This window comes from Rothia sp. HMSC068F09 (assembly GCF_001812775.1).
GTDB lineage: Bacteria > Actinomycetota > Actinomycetes > Actinomycetales > Micrococcaceae > Rothia > Rothia mucilaginosa_A.
On sequence record NZ_KV810424.1, the window covers coordinates 141,446 to 162,657 of the forward strand.

General features: G+C 63.8%; 16 protein-coding genes. 4 read left to right on the plus strand and 12 right to left on the minus strand.

All coding sequences use genetic code 11. The features are described from left to right. Positions 1–24 precede the first annotated feature (24 nt). The 6 genes from HMPREF2874_RS04465 to dinB form a co-directional block, all read right to left on the minus strand. On the minus strand, positions 25–1,890 hold the full coding sequence (locus HMPREF2874_RS04465) for a peptidoglycan D,D-transpeptidase FtsI family protein (protein WP_070649079.1): 1,866 nt from the start codon (positions 1,888–1,890) through the stop codon (positions 25–27). Between the two features lie 54 nt (positions 1,891–1,944). Then, a complete protein-coding gene (locus HMPREF2874_RS04470) occupies positions 1,945–2,955 on the minus strand; it encodes a cell division protein FtsL (RefSeq protein ID WP_070649080.1) in 1,011 nt (336 codons plus the stop codon). Positions 2,956–3,017: 62 nt separating this feature from the next. After that, a complete protein-coding gene (rsmH, locus tag HMPREF2874_RS04475) occupies positions 3,018–4,076 on the minus strand; it encodes a 16S rRNA (cytosine(1402)-N(4))-methyltransferase RsmH (protein WP_070649081.1) in 1,059 nt (352 codons plus the stop codon). Between the two features lie 165 nt (positions 4,077–4,241). Next, positions 4,242–4,673, minus strand: a complete 432-nt coding sequence (gene mraZ, locus HMPREF2874_RS04480) for a division/cell wall cluster transcriptional repressor MraZ (RefSeq protein ID WP_049332640.1) — start codon at positions 4,671–4,673, stop codon at positions 4,242–4,244. A 640-nt stretch (positions 4,674–5,313) separates the two neighbouring features. Continuing rightward, the gene (locus HMPREF2874_RS04485; RefSeq protein WP_049332637.1) at positions 5,314–5,715 is read right to left on the minus strand and encodes a DUF3040 domain-containing protein; all 402 of its coding nucleotides are present in this window, start codon (positions 5,713–5,715) and stop codon (positions 5,314–5,316) included. Between the two features lie 267 nt (positions 5,716–5,982). After that, positions 5,983–7,371 (minus strand): DNA polymerase IV, encoded by a 1,389-nt coding sequence (dinB, locus tag HMPREF2874_RS04490; protein ID WP_246823775.1) that lies wholly within the window; start codon positions 7,369–7,371, stop codon positions 5,983–5,985. 283 nt (positions 7,372–7,654) lie between these two features. Between dinB and HMPREF2874_RS04495 the strand changes: the two genes are divergently transcribed. Then, the gene (locus tag HMPREF2874_RS04495) at positions 7,655–8,737 is read left to right on the plus strand and encodes a polyprenyl synthetase family protein (protein ID WP_371440544.1); all 1,083 of its coding nucleotides are present in this window, start codon (positions 7,655–7,657) and stop codon (positions 8,735–8,737) included. A 225-nt stretch (positions 8,738–8,962) separates the two neighbouring features. On the opposite strand, the gene HMPREF2874_RS04500 is transcribed toward HMPREF2874_RS04495, so the two are convergent. Then, the gene (locus HMPREF2874_RS04500) at positions 8,963–9,331 is read right to left on the minus strand and encodes an Rv2175c family DNA-binding protein (protein WP_049332634.1); all 369 of its coding nucleotides are present in this window, start codon (positions 9,329–9,331) and stop codon (positions 8,963–8,965) included. 166 nt (positions 9,332–9,497) lie between these two features. Here HMPREF2874_RS04500 and HMPREF2874_RS04505 point away from each other — a divergent pair, with 166 nt between their 5' ends. Next, positions 9,498–11,273: a serine/threonine protein kinase gene (locus tag HMPREF2874_RS04505; protein ID WP_083309843.1), complete on the plus strand. Its 1,776-nt coding sequence runs from the start codon at positions 9,498–9,500 to the stop codon at positions 11,271–11,273. A gap of 248 nt (positions 11,274–11,521) precedes the next feature. On the opposite strand, the gene HMPREF2874_RS04510 is transcribed toward HMPREF2874_RS04505, so the two are convergent. Both HMPREF2874_RS04510 and HMPREF2874_RS04515 read right to left on the minus strand, forming a co-directional pair. Continuing rightward, positions 11,522–12,895: a class II 3-deoxy-7-phosphoheptulonate synthase gene (locus HMPREF2874_RS04510; protein WP_070649083.1), complete on the minus strand. Its 1,374-nt coding sequence runs from the start codon at positions 12,893–12,895 to the stop codon at positions 11,522–11,524. A gap of 173 nt (positions 12,896–13,068) precedes the next feature. Then, positions 13,069–13,827, minus strand: a complete 759-nt coding sequence (locus HMPREF2874_RS04515) for a lysophospholipid acyltransferase family protein (RefSeq protein ID WP_070649084.1) — start codon at positions 13,825–13,827, stop codon at positions 13,069–13,071. A gap of 275 nt (positions 13,828–14,102) precedes the next feature. On the opposite strand from HMPREF2874_RS04515, the gene HMPREF2874_RS04520 reads away from it, so the two are divergent. Then, positions 14,103–15,032 (plus strand): alpha/beta hydrolase, encoded by a 930-nt coding sequence (locus tag HMPREF2874_RS04520; protein ID WP_070649085.1) that lies wholly within the window; start codon positions 14,103–14,105, stop codon positions 15,030–15,032. Between the two features lie 82 nt (positions 15,033–15,114). Continuing rightward, on the plus strand, positions 15,115–17,313 hold the full coding sequence (locus HMPREF2874_RS04525; RefSeq protein WP_070649086.1) for an AMP-binding protein: 2,199 nt from the start codon (positions 15,115–15,117) through the stop codon (positions 17,311–17,313). Positions 17,314–17,456: 143 nt separating this feature from the next. Here the strand turns inward: HMPREF2874_RS04525 and HMPREF2874_RS04530 are convergent, their stop codons facing one another. The 3 genes from HMPREF2874_RS04530 to HMPREF2874_RS04540 form a co-directional block, all read right to left on the minus strand. Then, a complete protein-coding gene (locus HMPREF2874_RS04530; RefSeq protein ID WP_070649087.1) occupies positions 17,457–18,917 on the minus strand; it encodes a mycothione reductase in 1,461 nt (486 codons plus the stop codon). Between the two features lie 208 nt (positions 18,918–19,125). Next, positions 19,126–19,938, minus strand: coding sequence for a ParA family protein (locus HMPREF2874_RS04535; RefSeq protein WP_049332619.1), 813 nt, complete (start codon positions 19,936–19,938; stop codon positions 19,126–19,128). Between the two features lie 298 nt (positions 19,939–20,236). Next, on the minus strand, positions 20,237–20,806 hold the full coding sequence (locus tag HMPREF2874_RS04540) for a MerR family transcriptional regulator (RefSeq protein ID WP_141754217.1): 570 nt from the start codon (positions 20,804–20,806) through the stop codon (positions 20,237–20,239). Positions 20,807–21,212 lie beyond the last annotated feature (406 nt).

The following is a 21,212-nucleotide window of genomic DNA, read 5'->3' on the forward strand; positions in this document are numbered from 1 at the left end:
CGGGAACCTCTCCCCCGCTCGCCTTTAGCTCGTCTTATTGGGGCTATCCTCAGCAAAAAGCGGAATCAACTCCGGTTCACCGGTAGAACGCGGCACATTATAGGTGTGCAGGGTCTTCTCCATAATCTTGGAGAACTCAGCCGTCGTACCGTTCGCACCCACGCTACCCTCAGGACGCTGCATGGTCACCGCCACCAAGAACTGCGGGTTCTCAATCGGCGCCACACCAATAAAGGACGTCGTGTTGCCGTCGTAGCCGCCCTTCTCACTCGGAGTTTCCGCAGTACCGGTCTTACCGCCCACGCGGTAGCCGGTCACCTTCGCCGGACGGGCGTGGCCTTGCTCCACCACATTCTCCATGAGAGTCAGGCAGGAAGCGGCAGTCTCCTCGCTGACCATGCGTTCGCCAGGCTCTACGGCACGCTTATGTTCGGTACCGTCGGCGTCAATGATCGCGTCCACAATGCGCGGCTTCAGACGAACGCCCTTATTGCCCAGCGCCTGGAAAATCATGGCGGTCTGCAAAGGAGTCTGCGCAACACCCTGACCGAACAGCACAGTGTACTGCTGACGGCCATCCCAATCACGCCAATCAGCGATTATACCCTGCTCCTCACCGGTCAGCTCAATGCCGGTAAACTCGCCGACGCCGTACTTCTTCAACCAGTTGTAGCGCTCTTCCTTGCTGAGCTTCTGACCGACCAGCACCGTACCGGTGTTCATCGAGTCATGAATAATGCCCGAGAAAGTACGCCGCTGCGCCCCGTGCTCAAACGCATCCTTGAAAGTCTGGCCGTCAATCGTGAGGGTCGCGGGCACGTCATACACGCTCGTCGGGGTGGTCAGGCCCTGCTCAATCAGCGCCGAAGCAGTTAGCATCTTCTCGGTCGAACCGGGCTCCACGCTCTGCGAAATAGCGCGCGGGGTCATGTCCGCCGCGTCCTCAATGGTTGCCGCGCCCGGGTCCATCGTGGAGGAATCAGCAAGAGCCAAAATGGAGCCGTCACGCACATCCATAACAATGGCGGTACACCATTCAGCTTTCAGCTCCTCGGCGCGGGCACGCACCACCTGCTGCGCAAAATACTGCACATCACGGTTAATGGTTAGGCGAATATTCTTACCGTCCACCGCCAGGCGCTGCTCTTCCTTCGCTACGGGGATACGCACGCCATCAGCGCTAATCTCGTAGGTGCGCTCACCGGGGGTACCGGCAAGCTCCTTCTCAAAGACACGCTCAATGCCCACGGAGTAGTTACGGGACACCGTACCGCCCGTACCGTTGCCGTCTGCCTCTTCAACAATGTTGTACTTACCGACCACGGAACCGCCCACACTACCGTTGGGGTACAGGCGCTGAGAGAACGCCTCACCGTAGATGAAGGGCGCACCCAGGGCATCAATCTTATTGAAAATTTCCGGGGTGATATTTGCTTTGATCACCGAGTACTTTGAGGTGCCGTCCAGCTTGGACTTGATGAACTCGTCGGTAATGCCCGGGTCAACGGTCTTGAGAATATCGACCATCTCGTACACCAGCTGGTTGGGGGTGACCTCAATCTTCTGGGTGCGGTCCTCGTTGTAACGCTTGAAGGTGGCGACGGCCGTCTGGTCCGCGGTGAGGTTGTAGCGCTGCACCGAGCGGGCCATGACGTTGCCGTTAACGTCGAGAATCTGCCCGCGCGCTGCGGGAAGCACCTGCGAGCGCAGGCGCTTCTGGCGCGAGGCGTTGGCAACCCCGCCGGGGTCGAAGCCCTGGCGCACGAAAAGGTTTACGCCGATGACGCCCAGGGCACCGGTGGCGGCCGCGCCGGCCAGGAAGCCTCGGCGGGTCAGGTCCGGCTTCCCGGATGCCGGTTCGTTCGCGTGATGGCGCGCGTCGAAGCTCATTCGGGGATATCCTTTCGCGGTTCTCGTGCTGTGTGGGGTGTCGGTTGGGGGCGGCTAGCGGGTGGCCTGGCCGTTCTGTGCGGTGCCGTTAGCGGCACCGTTATTCGTGTTCGCGGCGTTCGCAGCGGCGGAGGCGCTCGGCTGGGCGGACTGCTGCGCCGCGCCGTTGTTTGTAGCGCTGTTCTGCGAGGTCCCGCTGTTCGCGGCGTTATTGGCCGCGGCGGGGCTAGCCGTTGCGCTCGCCGAGGCGCTCGCGGTCGCGCTTGCGTGACGTTGCTGGGTGGTCTTATCCGCATCCACCACGCTCTTGGCGTAGCTCTCCTCGGAGCCTGCGGCCGGGGGCGCAATCAGGTTTTGTTCCTTGGTCGCGGCCTTGCCGGTGGGGCTGGCCACGGGGGCGGGGGTTCCCTCAATCTTGGAGGTCTGCAGGTTCAGGGTGGCCTGCGAGGAGCTGGCGAACATGCCCAGGGCGCTCGCGCGCACCGCCAGGTCCTGGGGCGCCTCCTTGAAACCGATCTCCTGCTGCAGGGCCTGGTTCTCCTGCACGAGACGCTGTTCCTGCGCGCGCAGGTCCACCATGTCATACTGTCGGGTCACGATCAGCACGTTGAGCAGCAGGATAAAAATCAGGGTCAGCGGGATAGCGGCAAAAACGGCCAGCATGGTCGGCGGGCTCAATCGGCGGGCGCGGCGGGTCACCGCGGACAGCGGCGTGCGTCGGGTGACGACCTCTTCCTCGCGCGGTTCCTCGGTTCGGGCCGCGGCACGTACCGGTCCGGGAACGTGGCCCGCGGTGCGCTTACCCCCGTGGGAGGCGGCGGTGCTTGCCGGGCGAACCACGGGCTGAGAAGCGGTAACCGGATCCACCCGCGCGCTACGGGTACGGCCGGAATGTACGCCCTTGGAGGTGCGGGTCACGCCCGCGCTGTGCGAGGCGTTCGAGGAGCCCAGGCTCGAGCTCAGAGCGCCGGATGCACCCGCCGAGGGGCGCGAAGAACCGGCGCGTCGAGTCCGCGGGGTACCCTGGGCGCGGGTGGGGCGCTGGGATGCGTGCTGGGTGCTCATTCGCTCTCTAATCTTCGTCTTAGGTGGTTACTAGCGTCTGTCGTCTGCGGGCGAGCAAATCGCTACTGGGCGGGGATTCGAATCTTCTCGGCTGCGCGCAGTTTGGCGCTGGCCGCACGAGAGTTTTGCGCAATCTCTTCCTCAGTGGGCGGCTCCGCGCCGCGGGTAATAATCTTGATCGTGGGCTTGTGCTCCTCGAGTTCCACGGGGAATCCCTTCGGCGCCTTGGAGGTCGCCTCGGCTGTGAGGGCGCGCTTCACGATTTTGTCTTCCAGGCTGTGGTAGCTCATCGCAACGAATCGGCCGCCCAGGTTCAGCGCATCCAGGGCCGCGGGAACGGCCCGTTCGAGCGCCTCCAGCTCGTGGTTGACCTCGATGCGCAGCGCCTGGAAGGTGCGCTTGGCGGGGTGGCCGCCGGTACGCTGGGCCGCGACGGGAACCGCCTTCTGAATAATGCGCACGAGCTCGCCGGTAGTCTCCAGGGGCGCGTTGGCGCGGGCAGCGCAGATGGCGCGGGCGATGCGCGAGGCGAACTTCTCCTCGCCCCAATTGCGGATAATGCGGCGCAGCTGGTCCTCGCTGTACTCGTTGACCACGATGCGCGCGGTGAGCTCGTCCTCGGAGTTCATGCGCATGTCCAGGGGTGCGTCGTAGGAGTACGCGAAGCCACGGGCGCGTTCGTCCAGCTGCATGGAGGAGACGCCCAGGTCCAGCAGGACGCCGTCAATTTCCTGCACCCCGGCGGTTTCCATGGCGCGGTCGATTTCGTCGTAGACCGCGTGTACAGGCACAAAACGCTCGCCGAAGCGTGCCAGACGCTCCCCCGCGATGGAGTGGGCCTGCAGGTCCCGGTCGATACCGATGAGCACCAGGTTCTCGAACCGCTCCAGCAGCGCCTCGGAGTGGCCGCCCATGCCCAGGGTTCCGTCAATCACGTAGGCGGTTCCGCGTTCCTCCACGGCACGCTCAATGCCGGGTGCCAGCAGGTTGATGCAGCGGTCCAGCATGACGGGCACGTGGCGCTCGCTGGCGTCACGCTCGGAAAGATTGTCGATGGAGGCGCCGGTGACCTTCACCGAGGAGCCGGAGGTGCCGGCTTCGGGGGCGCGTTCTACGCTCATGGGTGCTCCTGTGTGAGGTAATCCTGCGTGGTGGTGAGTGGTGTGTCGATAAAGCGTGTGGGGGGGGCGCAGACCGCGCATCGGGTCCGCACCGATTTATCGCCCTGCCGAATCGGCGTTCCTGTAGACTCCGTGTCTCTGCCGATTCGACGAGTTGTCGAGTCGTTAGAGCAGGGGGCTGAAGGGGTCTTCATCCAGGGCCGCGAACTCGGCTTCCGTGCGGGCCAGGTACTCCTCCCAGGCGGAGGCGTCCCAGATTTCCGCCCGGGTTCCGGACCCGATGACCACAAGCTGGTCGCCAAGCCCGGCGTACTGCCGAAGAATCGGAGGGATGGTGATGCGCCCCTGTTTATCGGGTAGCTCATCCGAGGCTCCCGAGAGGAATACTCGCAGGAAGTCGCGGGCGGCTCGCCCCGGCAGGGGTGCGCTGCGCATCCGCTCGTGGATGCGCTCGAATTCCGCGGAGGGGAAAACGTACAGGCATCGTTCCTGACCGCGGGTCAGAACGAGGCCTGCTGAGAGTTCCTCACGGAATTTGGCGGGGAGGATGATGCGCCCTTTGGCGTCCATTCGTGGCGAATAGGTTCCCAGGAACATTCGCGTCACCTCCCCCGTGTGTGCCTGATGCTGAGCCTGTCGTGCGCCCTCGCCTCACGTCCCTTCCGATGGCGCTTGCGGAGCGAACGGAAGAATACGACGTGCGCCCTGCACCACAGTGGAAACGGGTGCGGGGCACGGCTGAGGGAGGGGGCTTCAGCCTTCTCCTCCACTTTACCCCACTTTCCACCACCTCCCCCACCTCGAGGAAGGTCTTTTAGGGTTTTTATTCCTTCTTTTGCATTTTTTATCTCAGCGCACAGCTTCTACACAGGTTAGAGCCATTTAGCGGCAGAACTTAGATACACAACAGCAGAGTGGCGCGAGGCACACACAAAAGGAGTTAGCGCCTATTCCGGGCGGGCTATATATGCCTTCACCCGGGGCAACCAGCCTGCTGTACGCAGAAGGATTGAAAGCGAAGCCCACAAGCCCCCAAGCAAGAAAAGGCCACTTGGAGAAAGACACCGGGCACGAAAAAGCGGAGGCGAGACATACGTCTCGCCTCCGCTTGGGAAAGTCATTATGAGTTCCGGCTTGACCCCTTCAACTCGGCATCCTTAGCCAGGTATTTTCACCTCGGTATTTTCACCTCGGTATCTTCGGTCCGAAACCTGCTGTCCCGGGCCATCAGCGGGTTTTAGTTCTGACCGTTGTTGCGCTCGTCCCAGCGCTCCTCCAGGCGGTTCATAAAGGCCGAGCGCTCCTTCTGCTCGCGGGAGCGGGCGCGGGCGGCACCGCCGGCTTTGCCTCCCAGGAAGGAATCCACGGGGGTCTTCTTGCTGGTGCTGGCGAAGTACACGCCGAAGGCTGCAAAGAGGAAGCCGAGCACGCCCAGCCAGATGAGGTGAGAGGCGACGGCACCAATGATAATGCCCAGACCGATTAGCACGCAGAGAATTCCGAGCGCCAACTGTCGAGCACTGAATACGGGAGCAGTATTGCCGGTGGAGGACATGGACGAGGCAAAGTTCGGATCCTCATTGCTCATGAGTTCTTCGAGCTGCTCAAGAACTTTCTGTTCACGCTCGGACAGTGCCATCGTGTTCTCCTTTGTCTTTCTGACAACGCGTTCGCGCCGGTATCCACAGCGGGTTGAAACGCACCCCGTGGCGCGTGCGCACTCTTTGGTTCCATCCTACCGCGCAAGGCGCGAGCAACGCACTATTTTTAGCCCATCAGCTACTTATTTTACGAACCGTTTTGGGGCTATTTCGACACGTGGAGGCGACGGGGCCGGGGAACTCACCAGCCGCCCATTTCTTTCAGCCTTCGCCGCTACGATGGTCCACCGATTCCCCCTGTCCCTCTATCCGTCACGAGCCTCTTCTGCAGAGCCCGCCTCGGCCCCTCCCGAGCGGCCGTCGGTCTTCCGGTCGGGTAGCGCAACCCTCGAGGCCGGTTTGATGCTCTCGGCCGAGTACTTCCGCTGAATCGCGTCCATGACGTGCTCAACCTCGGACCAGCGACCGGCCTTCACGAGCACCGCCTCGGTAGCCTCCGGCGCGAGCTTCGACGATCGGGAGTTCAGATCCCCGAGGTTCACCGCGCCTCCGCTCCCCCGGTTCCTAGACCCCCGCCCGGCGGGCTTGTACTCGATGGATTCGAAGAGAGCCTGCTGCACCCCGTCCTCGGCGCGAGCCAGCTTCTCGGCCCGCACGCCAACCAGGCGGATGGGTCGCGGTGCCTCGTCCCCGGTCAGGATTCCGTCGGCCCGCAGCGCCTCCAGCGCCAGCTCGGCGATGCGCATCCCCGAATCCAGGGGCGAGCTGAGGGGCACGGATCGAGTGTGGGTCTCGAAACCCGCATAGCGAATTTTCAGGCTCAGCCGCCCCGCGAGGCGACCGGATTCGCGCAGACGCCGCCCGAGCTTGAGACTCAGCTCGCGCACAACCCCGCTGATGGCGGCGGCATCGGCGGTATCTTCGGAGAAGGTATGCTCGCCACCCATGCTCTTCTCATCGCGTTCGGTCAGGACGGGCCGGTCATCAATGCCCCTCGCAACAGTCCAGAGGTATTCCCCGTGGGAGGTGCCGAAACGGTCCCGAAGCCACTCGATGCTCATGGACCGCAATTGCGCAATGGTCTGGATTCCGTAGCCGGCCAAAAGCTTTGTGCTTTTCGAGCCCACGCCCCACAGCGCCGAGACCGGGCGCGGGTCGAGGAATTCCTGCACGCGGCCGGGCGGCACGACCCATAGGCCGTTGGGCTTACTGCCGGTCGAGGCCATCTTGGCCAGCAGTTTATTGGGAGCCACCCCCGCCGAGGAGGGCAGGGAGAGTTCCCCCGCGATGCGCTCACGCGCCCGCTGCGCCAATTGCACGGGGTCCTGCCCGTGCCGGTGGGCGCCCGTAAGATCCACGAAGGCCTCGTCCACGCTCACCTGCTCTACCAGCGGGCTAAGGTCACGCAGAATATCCATGACGGCTCGGGAATAGTACCGGTAATCCGCGCGCAGGGGAAGGACCGTAGCGTGCGGAACCTCGGAGAGGGCACAGCTGAGAGGCATGCCCGAATGAACCCCGTGGGCGCGCGCCTCATAGGAGGCCGAGCATACCACTGAGCGAGGGCCCGTCGGCGCAACGATAATGGGCTTACCCCGAAGCGAGGGGTTCTCGAGGAGTTCGACGTTGACAAAGAAGGCATCCATATCGAGATGCATAATGACGCGCGCATTATCGCGGCCCGGCTTACTCACCCCTCAACCTCCCTTCGACAGCTTTCACCACACCCCAAATATAGCACACGTCTACGAATTAAGCTCCCAAATATTAGTAAACATATTCGCAAATACCCCGTGTGACGCGTTTCTCCACTAAGCTAGAGGGGTGCACACCGCACCCATGCCCATCGTCCCCACGTACACCGAGGATAGTATGACGACCCCTTCCCCCGCCGGAGGCTCCGCAGAGCTGCCCGCAGGCATCGCCGAGGCTCTCGAAAATGAGCAGAGCGCCTACCTGAACGCCTTCAATACCCTGATGGCCGAGTTCTTTGCCGCGCAGCGCGAACTATTGGAGGGCATCTCCCCCGAGACCCTCCCCCTGCTGGAGGCCATCGAATCCCTTTCTACCGGCGGCAAGCGTCTGCGTGCCCTGCTGAGCTATTGGGGTTGGCGCGGGGCGGGAGGCGCACCCGTGACCGAGAACCGCGGCACCTGGTCCATCGTGAAGGCCGGCATGGCGGTGGAGCTATTCCAGACCTCCGCGCTCATTCACGACGACATCATCGACCGCTCCGACACCCGCCGCGGCGCCCCCTCCGTGCACAAGCGTTTCGAGGCCGCGCACGAGCAGAATAACTGGCGCGGCGACGCCTTCAACTACGGTCTGACCGGCGGTATTCTTGCCGGCGACCTGACCCTCGCCTGGTCTGCCGAGGTTTTCGCGTCCCTGGGTGAGGGAGCGATTTATGGCGCCCCTGCGCGCATTATTTTTGACCGTATGCGTTCTGAGGTTCTGGCCGGGCAGTACCTGGACGTCTACTCCGAGGTGCTCGACACCGAAGATGCCAGTTCGGCCCTGCAACGAGCGCTCAACGTGATCCGCTTCAAGTCCGCCAAGTACTCGTGCGAGCACCCCTTCACGATCGGTGGGGCCCTGGCCCTGCAGGCGCGGGCTTTGGAGAGCGGGGCCGGCGCAATCAGCGAGGAGCATCCGGTGCTGGCAGGCTACCGGGCCTTCGGTCTGCCGCTCGGTGAGGGCTTCCAGCTGCGCGACGACGAGCTGGGCGTTTTCGGTCATCCCGAGGTGACCGGCAAGCCCGCCGGTGACGACCTGCGCGAGGGTAAGCGCACCGTCCTGGTGGCGCTGACCTCCGCGGCCCTCAGCGAGCAGGAGGCAGCGCTCCTGCACGACAGCCTGGGCAACCCCAACCTGAGCGATGAGCAGGTGGAGCGCATCCGTGAGCTCATGGTGTCCTCGGGTGCTTTCGCCGAGCACGAGCGGCTGATTGAGCAGAAGTCCCATGCGGTCTTTGAGGCTCTGGATGCGCTGGAGCTCGACGAGCTCGTGCGCGCGGCGCTGAGCGATATCGTGGACCGCGCGCTACGTCGCAAGTCCTAAACGGGCGTGTTTTCAGCCCGCGGGGCCTTCACCGCGGGGCGTGAAAAAGACGTAGGAATAGCGGCGAGGCGCAGCGAAGAGACCGTTAAACGACAGCGGATGGGGTAGCGTTCACGCTACCCCATCCGCTGTTTTATCAGTTGAGTTCCCGCCGTGCGAAGAGCACCCGGGCCGGAGTGTTTACCGGCCCCCTGCGCCTCCGCGTTGCGGCGCTACCCTCCGGTGCTACCAGGCCAGGGCCTGGGCGCGGCGACGAATCTCGGTCTTGCGGCCGTCAATCAGTGCGTCGATCGGGCGGCCGGGCAGGGATTCGTCCTCGGTGTACAGCCAGACGATGGCTTCCTCATCGCTGAAGCCGGAGTCCTTCAGCACCACGAGGGTGCCCTTGAGGGATTCCAGCACGCGCGAACCGTTCAGGAACAGCGCGGGAACCTTGCGCACGTTGGTTTCGGGGTCGCGCAGGGCGATGAGCGTACCGTCAGAAATCAGGTTGTGCACGCGGGTCACCTTCAGATCGAGGGCCTGCGCAATATCGGGAATAGTGACCCAATCGCCGACGAGGGCGAAGGTCTGAGCAATATTTTCGTTAGTCACCTTTTAAGAGTGCCAGAGCCGACTCATATTTACCACTTTCGACCCGCTCAGCCGCGCGGAGCGTCACAATCCGCTCAGGCGGTTGCCTTAGAATCAGCTGAGTATTGCCCTCCCGATGACCTTTTCCCCGCTGCGCGATTGGGCCGAGCGATAAGATAGAGGCCGTATGAATATTCCCCTCCCGCGCCCCCGTTCTTCCGCGCACACTCACTCATCGCCCTCGCATCCTCCCGCCTCTTCTACTGTTCCTCCGGCCACCACCGCGCCCGCACAGGGTGCCACGGTCGGCTCTTCGGAGTGGCTGAGTGGCGCCATTATCGAGGGACACTACCAGGTGGGCTCGCTCATTGGGCGGGGTGGCATGAGCGAGGTCTACTACGCGCTGGATCTGTGGTCGAACAATCCTGTGGCGCTCAAAATCCTCTCCCCTTCCCTGGCGCAGGACGCCGCCAACCGGCAGAAATTCCACCGCGAGGAACGCTCGATGCGCCAGGTGGGCGGCGGACACACGGTGGGTGTCATCTCTTCGGGCACCGAGTACGTGGCCGGGCAGATGGTCATGTATATCGTGCTCGAATATGTGCACGGATGCACGCTCAGCCAGCTATTGCGCACGCGGCGCGCCCTGAGCCTGGGCGAGGCGCTGGATGTTCTGCTGCCGGTGGTGGATGCCCTCTCGGAGGTGCACGCCAACCGCTACCTGCACGGTGATATTAAGCCGGGCAATATTCTTCTGGACGCCAACGGCCAGGTGAAGCTGACGGACTTCGGTCTGTCACGCCGCGACGATCAGGTGGATTCCGGCGCCCCCATGGGTACTCCCGCCTACGTGGCGCCGGAGGTCCTGGACCCGCAGGTGAAGGTGGGCGCGCAGGCCGATATCTTCGCGCTCGGCGTCATGATGTACCGCATGCTGGCGGGACGCCTGCCCTTCGTGGGTTTGGAGAACGACCAGCAGGTGCTGTACCACAACGCCAATATTGAGATGCCCCCGCTCGGCGATATCGCCCCGGGCATCGACCGCGACGTGGCTGGAATTATCGCCTGGTGCACCCGCAAGCAGCCGCAGGCCCGCCCCGAGGACGCCACCGAGCTTTTCGCCTCCCTCAAGGAGGTTGCCGAAGCTCTCGGCGAGTCCGAGCTGTCCTGGCGCGCTCCGAGCGTCCCGGAGCCTACCTCAACCCTGTGGGAGGCGGTGGCCGAGATCGCCGAGCGCAGCGGCGCGGGACAGATGGTGCGCAACACCCCCATCAGCGCGTTTAGCGATGCCGGGGACCTGCTCGCCTACGACGTTTATTCTCCGGATAGCCTGCTCACCGGTTCTCGGGAGGAGGTGCACCTGGCCGATGTGGACGCGGAGGACTCGGTGCTCAACCCCGAGGGTATTCCCCCGCTCAAGAGTTCGGCCCCCGAGGCTTCGGTTGCCTCTAATACCGGCGAGCCCAATGAGTCCGATGATTCGCGGGGGTCGGAGGTGGCCCAAAGCTCCGGTGCCTCACCCGATGCGCCCGCCGCGCCGTCCGCCGGCGGCGGAGGCTCCGTCGGCATCGGCCCGCAGACCGAGCAGGAGTTTATCTCGACCTTCGGCGAGTACGCCCCCATCTACGCCGAGCGCGCGCTCAACGCCTACCCCGACTACTCCAAAGGCACCGAGGAATCGGACGGGGCGCACACCCCTGATACTTCTCGGCGGGATTCCGGCGGGAGCACCGGTTCCGCCGATTCCTCCGGCTTCACGTCGCGGGATGCTCTCCACCGCGACCGCCGACTGCCGGTACGTGAGCTCACCCCTCCCCCCTCAGGCGCGGCGATGGGTGTGTGGGCGCTGATGGTGATTCTGCTGGGCATGAGCGCCAGCTTCAGTGGGTGGTGGCTTGCGACCTCCATCCTACAGTCGGAGTGGTGGAAGAACTTCGCGAGCTTCTTCGGCCTGAGCTACTAGACGCTCAGCCGCCGGGATTCATCGGGTTTTATCGGGAATCGGGGTTCACGGGATCCCGCCGGGGACCAAACCCTTAGCCCAGAATCTCTCCTCACCCCGGGGCATTCCAAGCACCCTCGCCGCTAAACGCTGTCTTCGCTAAGCGCCGTCTTCACCAAACGATACGGGCCCGGCCCCTCAACTCTTGAGGGGCCGGGCCCGTTAGTACGTCGCAAGGGCGTACGAGAAGCGATGAGACGCAAGCGTCCTTAGCCGCGGTTACCGCGGTTCTTGAGGTACTCGGAGACCAGGAACGCGATTTCCAGGGACTGCGAGTGGTTCAGACGCGGGTCGCACAGGGACTCGTAGCGGTCAGCCAGTGCTGCCTCGTCGATAGCGTCGGAGCCGCCCAAGCACTCGGTCACGTCGTCGCCGGTCATCTCCACGTGAATACCGCCGGGGAACGAGCCCAGGGCCTCGTGCACCTCGAAGAAGCCGCGAACCTCGTCGAGCACGTCGTCGAAGCGGCGGGTCTTGTAGCCGGAGGGCACGGAGATAGTGTTGCCGTGCATCGGGTCGGTCACCCACACGACCTTCGCGCCCTCGGCCTGTACGCCCTCGACGATGGAGGGCAGCTTCTCGCGAATGTTCTTCGCGCCCATGCGGGTGATGAAGGTCAGGCGGCCGGGCTCGCGGTTCGGGTCGAGCTTGTCAATCAGTGCAAGTGCGTCCTCGGCGGTGGTGGTCGGGCCCAGCTTCACGCCGATGGGGTTGCGGACCTTGGAGAGGAAGTCCACGTGTGCGTCGTCGACGCCGCGGGTGCGCTCACCAATCCACAGGAAGTGTGCGGAGGTGTCGTAGGGCAGCTGGGTGCGCGAATCGATGCGGGTGAGGGCACGCTCGTAGTCCAGAACCAGGGCCTCGTGGCCAACGTACATGTCGGTGGTCTTGAGGGCCTCGAAGTTCACGCCGCAGGCCTCCATGAACTTGAGGGCGCGGCCGATTTCGTTAGCGGTCTTCTCGTAGCGCTCGTGGGCGGGGTTGGAGGTGAAGCCGCGGTTCCACTGGTGCACGGCGCGCAGGTCGGCGAAGCCGCCCTTGGTGAAGGCACGCACCAGGTTCAGGGTGGAAGCGCTGGTGTGGTAGCCGCGCAGCATGCGCTTGGGGTCGTGCACGCGGGCCTCGGGGGTGAAGTCGAAACCGTTGACGGTCTCGCCGCGGAAGGAGGGCAGGGTGACGTCGCCGCGGGTTTCCATGTCTGCGGAGCGCGGCTTGGAGAACTGGCCGGCCATGCGGCCCATCTTCACCACGGGCATGGACGCACCGTAGGTGAGCACCGCGGACATCTGCAGGATGGTCTTCACGCGGCCGGAAATCTTGTCGGCGGTTGCGCCGGCGAAGGTCTCGGCGCAGTCGCCGCCCTGCAGTAGGAAGGCGCGGCCTTCGGCCACCTCGCCGAGCGCCTGGCGCATAGCGTCGACCTCACCGGCGAAGACGAGCGGGGGCACCGAGTTCAGCTCGGCGATGGTGCTTTCAAAATCTTCGTGCTCACTCCAGGTGGGCTGCTGGTCAATGTGCAGCTCGCGCCAGTTGTCCAGACCGTGGTCGTCGGTCTGCGCGGTGTTGAGGTTCTGGGTGCTCATCATTCACTCCGTCGGGATGGTCTTGTGCGTCGTCTCTCGACCCCGCGCGGACGGGGAAGAGATGGGTATATTGTACTCTTGCGGTGTTTACGAACGCCCCGGGCCGGGGCTTCATCTCAGGATTCAGATAACCCCTAGTCGGCCCGCGTGGCCGTGCCGTCTACCTACGCCCTCTAGCGTTTCTCGTTCTGCAGTCGGGACACGGCCTCGTCAGCACTCATGCTCTTATCAGCCATGAGCTTCTTGACGCGATCCGCGTAGACGTCCACGTACTCCTGCCCACTCAGGGCGCGAATCGCCGCGCCGATGGTATCGGCAACCTCGCGCTGGGATCGGTAGCTGATCTCGACGTCGGCGGTGTACTCCTCGAAGGTGAGGGGCTTGCCGATGACGGTGCGCACACGAATCGGCTCGCCATCGTGGCGCAGACGAATACGGTTCGAACCGGAGGGCTGAATCAGGTCGGTGCCAATCTGCCCGATGGGAACGACGGGAACCCGTGACTCGAGGGCCAGGCGGGCCACGCCCACCTTGGGACGGTAGCCGCGGCCGTCGGGGCTACGCGTTCCCTCGGGATAAATGCCGATGATGCCGCCCTCGGCAAGAACCCGCGCGCCGGCGTCGAGGGATTCCTGGCTCTTCTGCCCGCCGGAACGGTCCATGGGTAGCTGACCCACCCCGCGGAAGAAAGCAGCCATGGCTCGGCCCTTGATCCCCGGGGTCGTAAAGTAGTCGCTCTTGGCGAGGAAGTTCACGGTGCGGGGTAGCGCAAGCGGAATAAAAATGGAATCACAGAACGCCAGGTGATTGCTGGCGACGATGAAGGGGCCCTCGGGCAGGTTCTCTAGCCCCACCACCTCGTGGTGGTACAGGCCCGTCAGCAGTGGCGAGCCAATAATCTTGAGGCTTCGGTACAGGGCGGTGGTCGGCATGGGGATCTCCTCTCTGAATATTCCCGGCTCAATTCTAGCCTGTCCCTGCGGTTCTCCCCGACCACCTCCGTATTCCGCGTTCGCATTACGGCGAATGTGCGGCACGAGTCGGCTACCTGCTCCGCCCTCCGCTGAATCCGTCGTCCTCCTCCGCCGGCAGGCTCACCTCACAGGTGTCGTCGAGGCGGGCGAGGTATTCTAGGGCCGAGGGGCGATGCGCGTCTCTCCCCGCGCCGGCCGTTAGCCCGCGCCCCCGGCATTGTCTAAGGAGGGCCATGAGTATTTTTGATAGCTCGCTTGAGCCGATTAAGCGTATGCGGCGCAAGGCCCGCGAGCGCCGCCTCCTGGCCACCCGGGAGGTGCGAGAGATGCTGGAGCACCGTTTCGGGGGCGCCCCCAATGTCTTCGATCATTCCCCGCTATCCTTCCGTCCGGAGCCTCAGAGTGCCGAAGGTTCCCGCGGGGTTGGGGCTTCTGAGCCCGGCGTGGGCATCCTTATCGTGCACGGTTTCACCGGTTCCCCGCACAGCATGCGCCCCATCGCCGAGCGTTTCGCGGCGCTGGGCTACCCCGTGGAGATGCCGCTACTCGCGGGGCACGGTACCCGCTGGCAGGATATGCGCCTGACGGATTACCGCGACTGGCTGGACTCGGTCGAGTCCGCCTACCGTCGCCTCACCGACGAGGGCCTTCGGGTCGTCGTCATCGGCATGTCGATGGGTGGCACGCTGGCCGTGAACCTCTCCGCGCGTCTGCCGGTGCTCGGCACCGCAATCATTAACCCCTACATGGTGGATGTGAACCCGCTGATGCGCCACGCCGGGGTCGTCTCGAAGCTTCTGCCGGCGCTCAAATCGGTGGGCTCGGACATCGCCGTTCCGGGCGTGAGCGAGGGCGCGTACCGGCTGACGCCCACCGCCTCGGTGTATCAGTTACACCTGCTGGGGGCCGAGACCCGCGAGCTGTTGCCGCGCCTGAAGGCACCGGTGCTGTACCTTCGCTCGCTGGGCGATCACACTGTGTCCGATAGCTCCCATAAATATTTTCTCGAACATTGTTCAGCTCCTGTAGAATTTAGATGGCTAACCCGTAGCTACCACGTGGCGACGCTCGACTACGACGCCGAATATGTGCTCGCCTCGCTCCAGGATTTTGTCACCGAGATAGCCCACCGCTCTGCTCCCGCGGACCGCATCACCCCGTAGGCGCAGTACCGTATTCCACCCCGCGACTCCCGTAGAGCCGCACCGGGACCGTGCAGAGGCCGCCCCAACCGAAAGGCGCATCATGAAAGTCTTTTCTTCCCCCGCAGAGGTCATTGTCGACCCCTCGTTGAACCTCACGAGCCTCGTTGAGCGTCACCGCGCCAACAGCGCGGACCCCGTGCTGTACCGTCGCCAGATGTCCCCGGGCAATTGGCAGCCGGTACGCGCCAGCGAGTTTTACCGCATGGTGGCCGACCTGGCGAAGGGCATGATTGCCGCGGGTATCCACCCGGGTGACCGCGTGGGCATTATGAGCCGTACCCGTTTCGAGTGGACCGTAATCGACTTCGCCATCTGGTACGCCGGCGCTATCTCCGTGCCGGTCTACGAAACGAATGCACCCGCCCAGGCCGCCTGGGCGCTCTCCCACTCCGAGGCCACCGCGGTCTTCGTCGAGGACGAGAAGCTGCTGGGCCGCATCAAGGAGGCCGAGGAGCTCTCTGCATCCACCGAAGAACCCATGCAGCTGAAGCACCGCTGGGTCATCGAGAACGGCGACCTGGATGAGCTGAGCGCCCGTGCTTCCGAGGTCAGCGACGAGCAGCTTGAGCAGGCACGTACCCGCGCCACCTGCGATGACATTGCGACCATTGTGTACACCTCCGGCACGACCGGCCGTCCCAAGGGTTGCCCGCTCACCCACGGCAATTTCCTGAACCTGAGCGCCAACACGCGCTTCGTGGAAAGCGAGATTGCAAACCCCCGCAACTCGTCAATTCTCTTCCTGCCTCTGGCCCACGTGCTGGCTCGCCTGATTCAGGTGCTGGCCCTGGACGCCGGTGTGGTTATCGGCCACTCCCCGAACATTAAGAACCTCGCTGCTGACCTTGATAGCTTCAAGCCGACCATGCTGCTCGTGGTCCCCCGAGTCTTCGAGAAGGTGTACGAGGGGGCCAAGGCCAAGGCAGAGAAGGGCGGTTCTCTCAACAAAGCTCTTTTCGACCGCTCGGTGGACATCGCGATCGCATGGTCGAAGGCGAAAGTCGCCGGACATGTATCTTTCAAGCTCGCGGCGCAGTACGCCCTGTACGACCGTCTCGTGTACTCCAAGCTGCGTGCGGCCCTGGGCGGGCAGCTACACTACGCGGTCTCCGGAGGCGGCCCGCTGGGCGAGCGCCTCGCGCACTTCTTCCACGCGGTGGGCGTGCAGGTCATCGAGGGCTACGGCCTGACCGAGACCTGCGCCCCCATCGCGGCCGGGCGTATCAACCCGTATCAGATTGGTAGGATTGGCCCGCTTCTTCCGGGTGCCGAGGGTGCCATCGCCGAGGACGGCGAGCTGCTGGTGCGCGGTGTGGGCGTCATGAAGGGGTACTACAAGAACCCCGAGGAGGACGCCCAGGCGTTCACCGAGGATGGTTGGTTCCGCACCGGCGACCTGGCCGAGTTCGACGAGGCCGGGTTGCTGAAGATTGTGGGACGCAAGAAGGAAATCATTGTCACTGCCGGCGGCAAGAACGTCATTCCGGGCATTGCGGAGAACCATCTGCGCACCTCTCCCCTGGTCTCCCAGGCCATGCTGGTGGGGGATGAGAAGCCCTTCATCGCGGCCCTCGTGACCCTGGATCCGGATACCCTGCCCGAGCAGCTCGAGCACCTGGGGCTGCCGCGTTCACTGTCCATCCCGGAGGCGGCCGTGCATCCGGCGGTACGCGCCGCCGTGCAGCGGATTGTGGACGAGGCGAACCAGCTGGTCTCGCGCGCCGAGGGTATCCGCGAGTTCCGCATCATGAACCGCGACCTGACCGAAGAGGACGGCTACCTGACCCCCTCGCACAAGATTCGTCGCGCGAAGGTGCTACAGGATTTCTCCTCCTACGTGGATGAAATGTACGGCCGGGTTACCGCCACCACGTCGGATTCGCTGTCCCGACTGCAGGACTACGCCGCCGAGCAGACAGAGCGACTCGTGGAGCTGCGCGACCAAGCGACCGAGCGCCTGGCCGAGTACGCCGATCAGCAGGCCGAGCGTCTGGCCGAGTTCCGTGACCAGGCAACCGAACGCCTGGGCGAGCTTCGTGAGCAGGCCGTCGAGATGATTCAGGAATACCAGGAGAACCGTGCGGTAGCCGCCGGGGATTCTGAAGAGGCTGAGGAATCCGCGGAAGGCGCGGACAACGCGAAGAGCGCCGACACGTCTGCCGAGACCGCCGAAGAGCCGGGTTCGAAGGAAGCTCCGCGGGCAGCAGAAGCTCAGCACGCAGAAAAGAAGCCCGAGTAGCGGAGCTAGGGCCGCGCCGCTCTAGCTCTGGCCAAAGCAATAAACGCAAGTAGGAGGGGGTCGTACCGATTCGGTGCGACCCCCTCCTTTGGTGTTTACCCCCCGGGAACCGGGGCTTCAGAGGTGTTCCGCGTGCCCGGGCGTTAGGCCTGCGCGGGTTCGTCGAACTCCAAGCCGAGCAGGGCGTTCTCCACAACTTCGGTCAGGGCCGGGTGAATCCAGTACTGACCGCGGGCCAGGGTGCGGGCATCCTGGTTGAAGCTCATGGCCTGAATCAGCGGCTGGATGAGCACGGAGGATTCCTCACCCACCAGGTGCGCACCGAGCAGCTCGCCGTTGTCCTTGCGCGCGATGAGCTTGCACAGGCCGATCTGATCTTCCATGGCCCAGCCGTAGGCGGTATCACCGAAGTTCTGGGCCTTGACGGTAATCTCGAATCCTTCGCGAGCGGCAGCCTCGCGGGCCTGCTCCTCGGTCATGCCAACAATGGCGATCTGCGGGTTGCTGAAGATTGCGCCCGGCACGTAGCGGTGATCGCTCGCGCGCAAATCCTCGGGGTGGCTGAGGTTGTACTGCACAACGCGCGCCTCGTGGTTGGCCACGTGCTTGAGCTGGTAGCGGCTGGAGACATCGCCCAGGGCGAAGACGCCGGGGACGGGCGCGCCGTTGTAGAGCACGCGCTGGTACTTGTCGACGCTGAGCAGGCCGCCGTCCTGCACGTCGAAGTAGTTCTTGGCGTTCAGCACGTCGGTGTTGGGGCGGCGACCGGTTGCTACGAGCACAGCGTCTGCCGGGATTTCGAGCAGCTCTTCACCGTTCTCGGAAGCACGCTTCGCCACGACGGTCACGCTGCCGTCGGCGTTCTCACGGATTTCGGCGAGGGAGGCTTCCTTGACGATGTTCCACTGCTTGCTTGCGGCTTTCTCGAAGCGTTCCACGACCTCCGCGTCCACCCCGCGCAGCAGGCGGGAGGAGCGGTTGAGCTGGGTTACTTCGGTGCCGAGGGCGGAGAAAACGTGGGAGAATTCTGCCGCAATCACGCCGCCGCCGATGACGACCATGCGGGCGGGCAGTTCGTCCAGGCGCATGACGTTGTCGTTGGTGTAGACCTTGGAGGAGTCAATACCGGGCACGGGAGGCAACACAGCACGGGAACCAGCGGCAATCACGATCTGCCGACCGTGCAGGCGGGTGCCATCGGTCAACTCCAGCGTGTGCGAACCGACGAAGCGTGCGTACTGAGCGTAGAAGTCTACGTTGGGCAGGCCTGCACGCCAATCGCGGCCGCCCTCGGAAATACGGTCGATGCGGGAGGCAAAGATGCGGTCACGAATCTGTGCCCAGTGCACGGCATCCACGTGCGCGTCAATGCCAAGGTGCTTAACCTCGCGAGTCTTCTGGGCGATGGTGGCCGGGTAGACGAACATCTTGGTGGGAATACAGCCCACGTTCAGGCAGGTTCCGCCAAAGATGCCGCCGTCGACCAGTGCAACCTTCTTATCGTCCCATTCGGGGCCGATAAGGGTGTTGCCCGAGCCGGAACCAATCACGATGAGGTCGTACTGGGCTACCCCGTCGATGCGTTCCAGGTGTTCGATGCTCACGATGTTTTTCTCTTTCTCTGTCTTATCTGCGGTACGACCGCGGCCCTGTACAACGTTCGGGGATTCCTGCGAACGTGCGGCTCTTTTACTGCTACTATAACGCGTCGGGGAGCACGGCTATTCCCGCAGAAGTACATATCGCCAGAGCGACCCGGAACACGATGCGGCACGCAACTCGAGCGTTCGCATCTTCAGCCCGGTTGACGGCCTACAGGTCGGCCATGAGCCCAACCAGCAGGCGGGTAAAGTCCACGGCGGGTTCGACGGATTCTTCGTCGGGCCAGAAGTGAATCGGGTAGGCGGCGCCCTGGGCTCGCTGCAGCACGGGGCTTTCTCGCAGGACGGGCTCGGCCACGAGGTCGCCAAAGAGCGAGCGCATCTCGTCTCGACGGTACTGGTGCTCGCTGTCGTCCGGGCGCATCTTGTTGATGACGACCCCGGCCCCGTCGATACTTGTGCCGCTCTCCTGCTGGAAGCGCAGGATGGCGCGCAGGGTGCGTTCCGTGCCGGCCACAGAGAAGAGGGAGGGCTCGGCCACGGAGAGGATGCGCTGGCTGGCGGCCCAGCCCATCGAGGAAAGCGTCCCCAGGAAGGGCGGGCAGTCAATCAGAATCACGTCGTAGGCGCCCGCCGCGGCGTCCACCATGCGCTTGAATCTGCGAATGAACGGTGCGGCTTCCTGACGGTCCACGAGGGTGGAACGTGCCGACCCGCGAGCGACCCGCACGCTACCGGTGTCGACGGGGGTGTTGGTCAGCAGGGTTGGTTTACCCACCAGCCTATTCCAGGCGGACTCTCCGGCTTCATCGGCGAAGGCTCGTTCATTGGTGCTGGCAATCAGGGAGGCCACGTCGGGGATGCTTTCGTCGACGGCTAGGCCGGTGCTGGCGTCTCCGTGAGGGTCGAGGTCAATAACGAGTGCGGAAAGGCCGCTGTGTAGCGCCGCGGAGGCGAGCCCCAGGGTGATGGAGGTTTTACCCACGCCGCCCTTGAGGCTACTGATACTAACGATTCGGGACATTGAGAATCCGTGATATGAGTGAGGTGTAATGCTCCTTCATTCTAGCGAATCCATGTGCCTCTTCCGGACCTGACAGGGGGTAACGTGAGTATTTTCTCAACCTGTCCTTGAATATTTGCTCGTTATGCCCACCATGCGGTCTCGATGCGCCTTTTAGGCCCTGAGTGTTCTTACCCTCTCCCCCGCAGATAGCGTTCTGCCCGCCCGTGCATCGTTGGTGCTCGGGCGGGCAGAAGAAAAAGTATGGGGTCTGTGGGGGCTGGAGCCCCGCAACTATGACCGGCGGGTCAGACGGGTATTAGGCCTGGGCGCGGCGGGCGCGGCGGGCGGCGAGTTCGTCACCTTCGAAGGATTCGTGCATTTCCTCGCCGGGCTGACCATTGAGGTTCATCTCGATTTCTCGCCACACGCGACCGATAGCGATGCCGAAGACACCCTGACCGGCCTGTACCAGGTCGATGACCTCGCTGGGCGAGGTGCACTCGTACACGGTGGTGCCATCGCTCATGAGCGTGATATCGGCCAGGTCATCCAGGCCTCGGCTTCGCAGGTGCTCGATGGAGAGGCGAATCTGCTGCAGGGACACGCCGGTATCGAGCAGGCGCTTCACGATCTTGAGCACGAGAACGTCGCGGAAGCTGTAGAGGCGCTGGGTACCGGAACCGGATGCGCCGCGCACGGTGGGAACCACAAGGTCGGTGCGGGCCCAGTAGTCGAGCTGGCGGTAGGTGATACCGGCTGCCTTGCAGGCGACAGCACCACGGTAACCCAGGTTTTCCTCCACCACAGAAACGGGGTCCGCAAAGAGCACGCCCTGTTCACCGCGAGGAGGCGGTGCCGCGGGAAAGAGCGCGTCGAATCCGTCCAGGGGCTGGTCGAAGCTCGGGTACGCCTCGTCAGTGCCTGCGCTCTCGCCGGTCTGGTGCTCCACCACGGCCCCTCCTTTTGTGTCCTCGTATGCGGCATCCGCAGAATGCCAGTCACGCGTCTTAGCTAGTTTTCGCCCGGTTCCCGGACGCCCGTTGGGCGTAGCGGGAGCCGTTAAGCGATACACCGCGCCCCATCAATCGGCGGCCGGTATCGCCCCGAATACATCGTTCCGCTGGAGAACGATTCGAGGGTCGACAGAGCGACCGGTGCGCGATAGGCGCGGCTCATTCACTCCATTTTAACCGATACGGTGCCCTACTTAAAATCGAACGCACCGTGAGAGTCGTTCTTTCTCCTCTCAGAATCCACTCAAGATGCCCCTCACGCTCCCCCCCCCCCCCCCC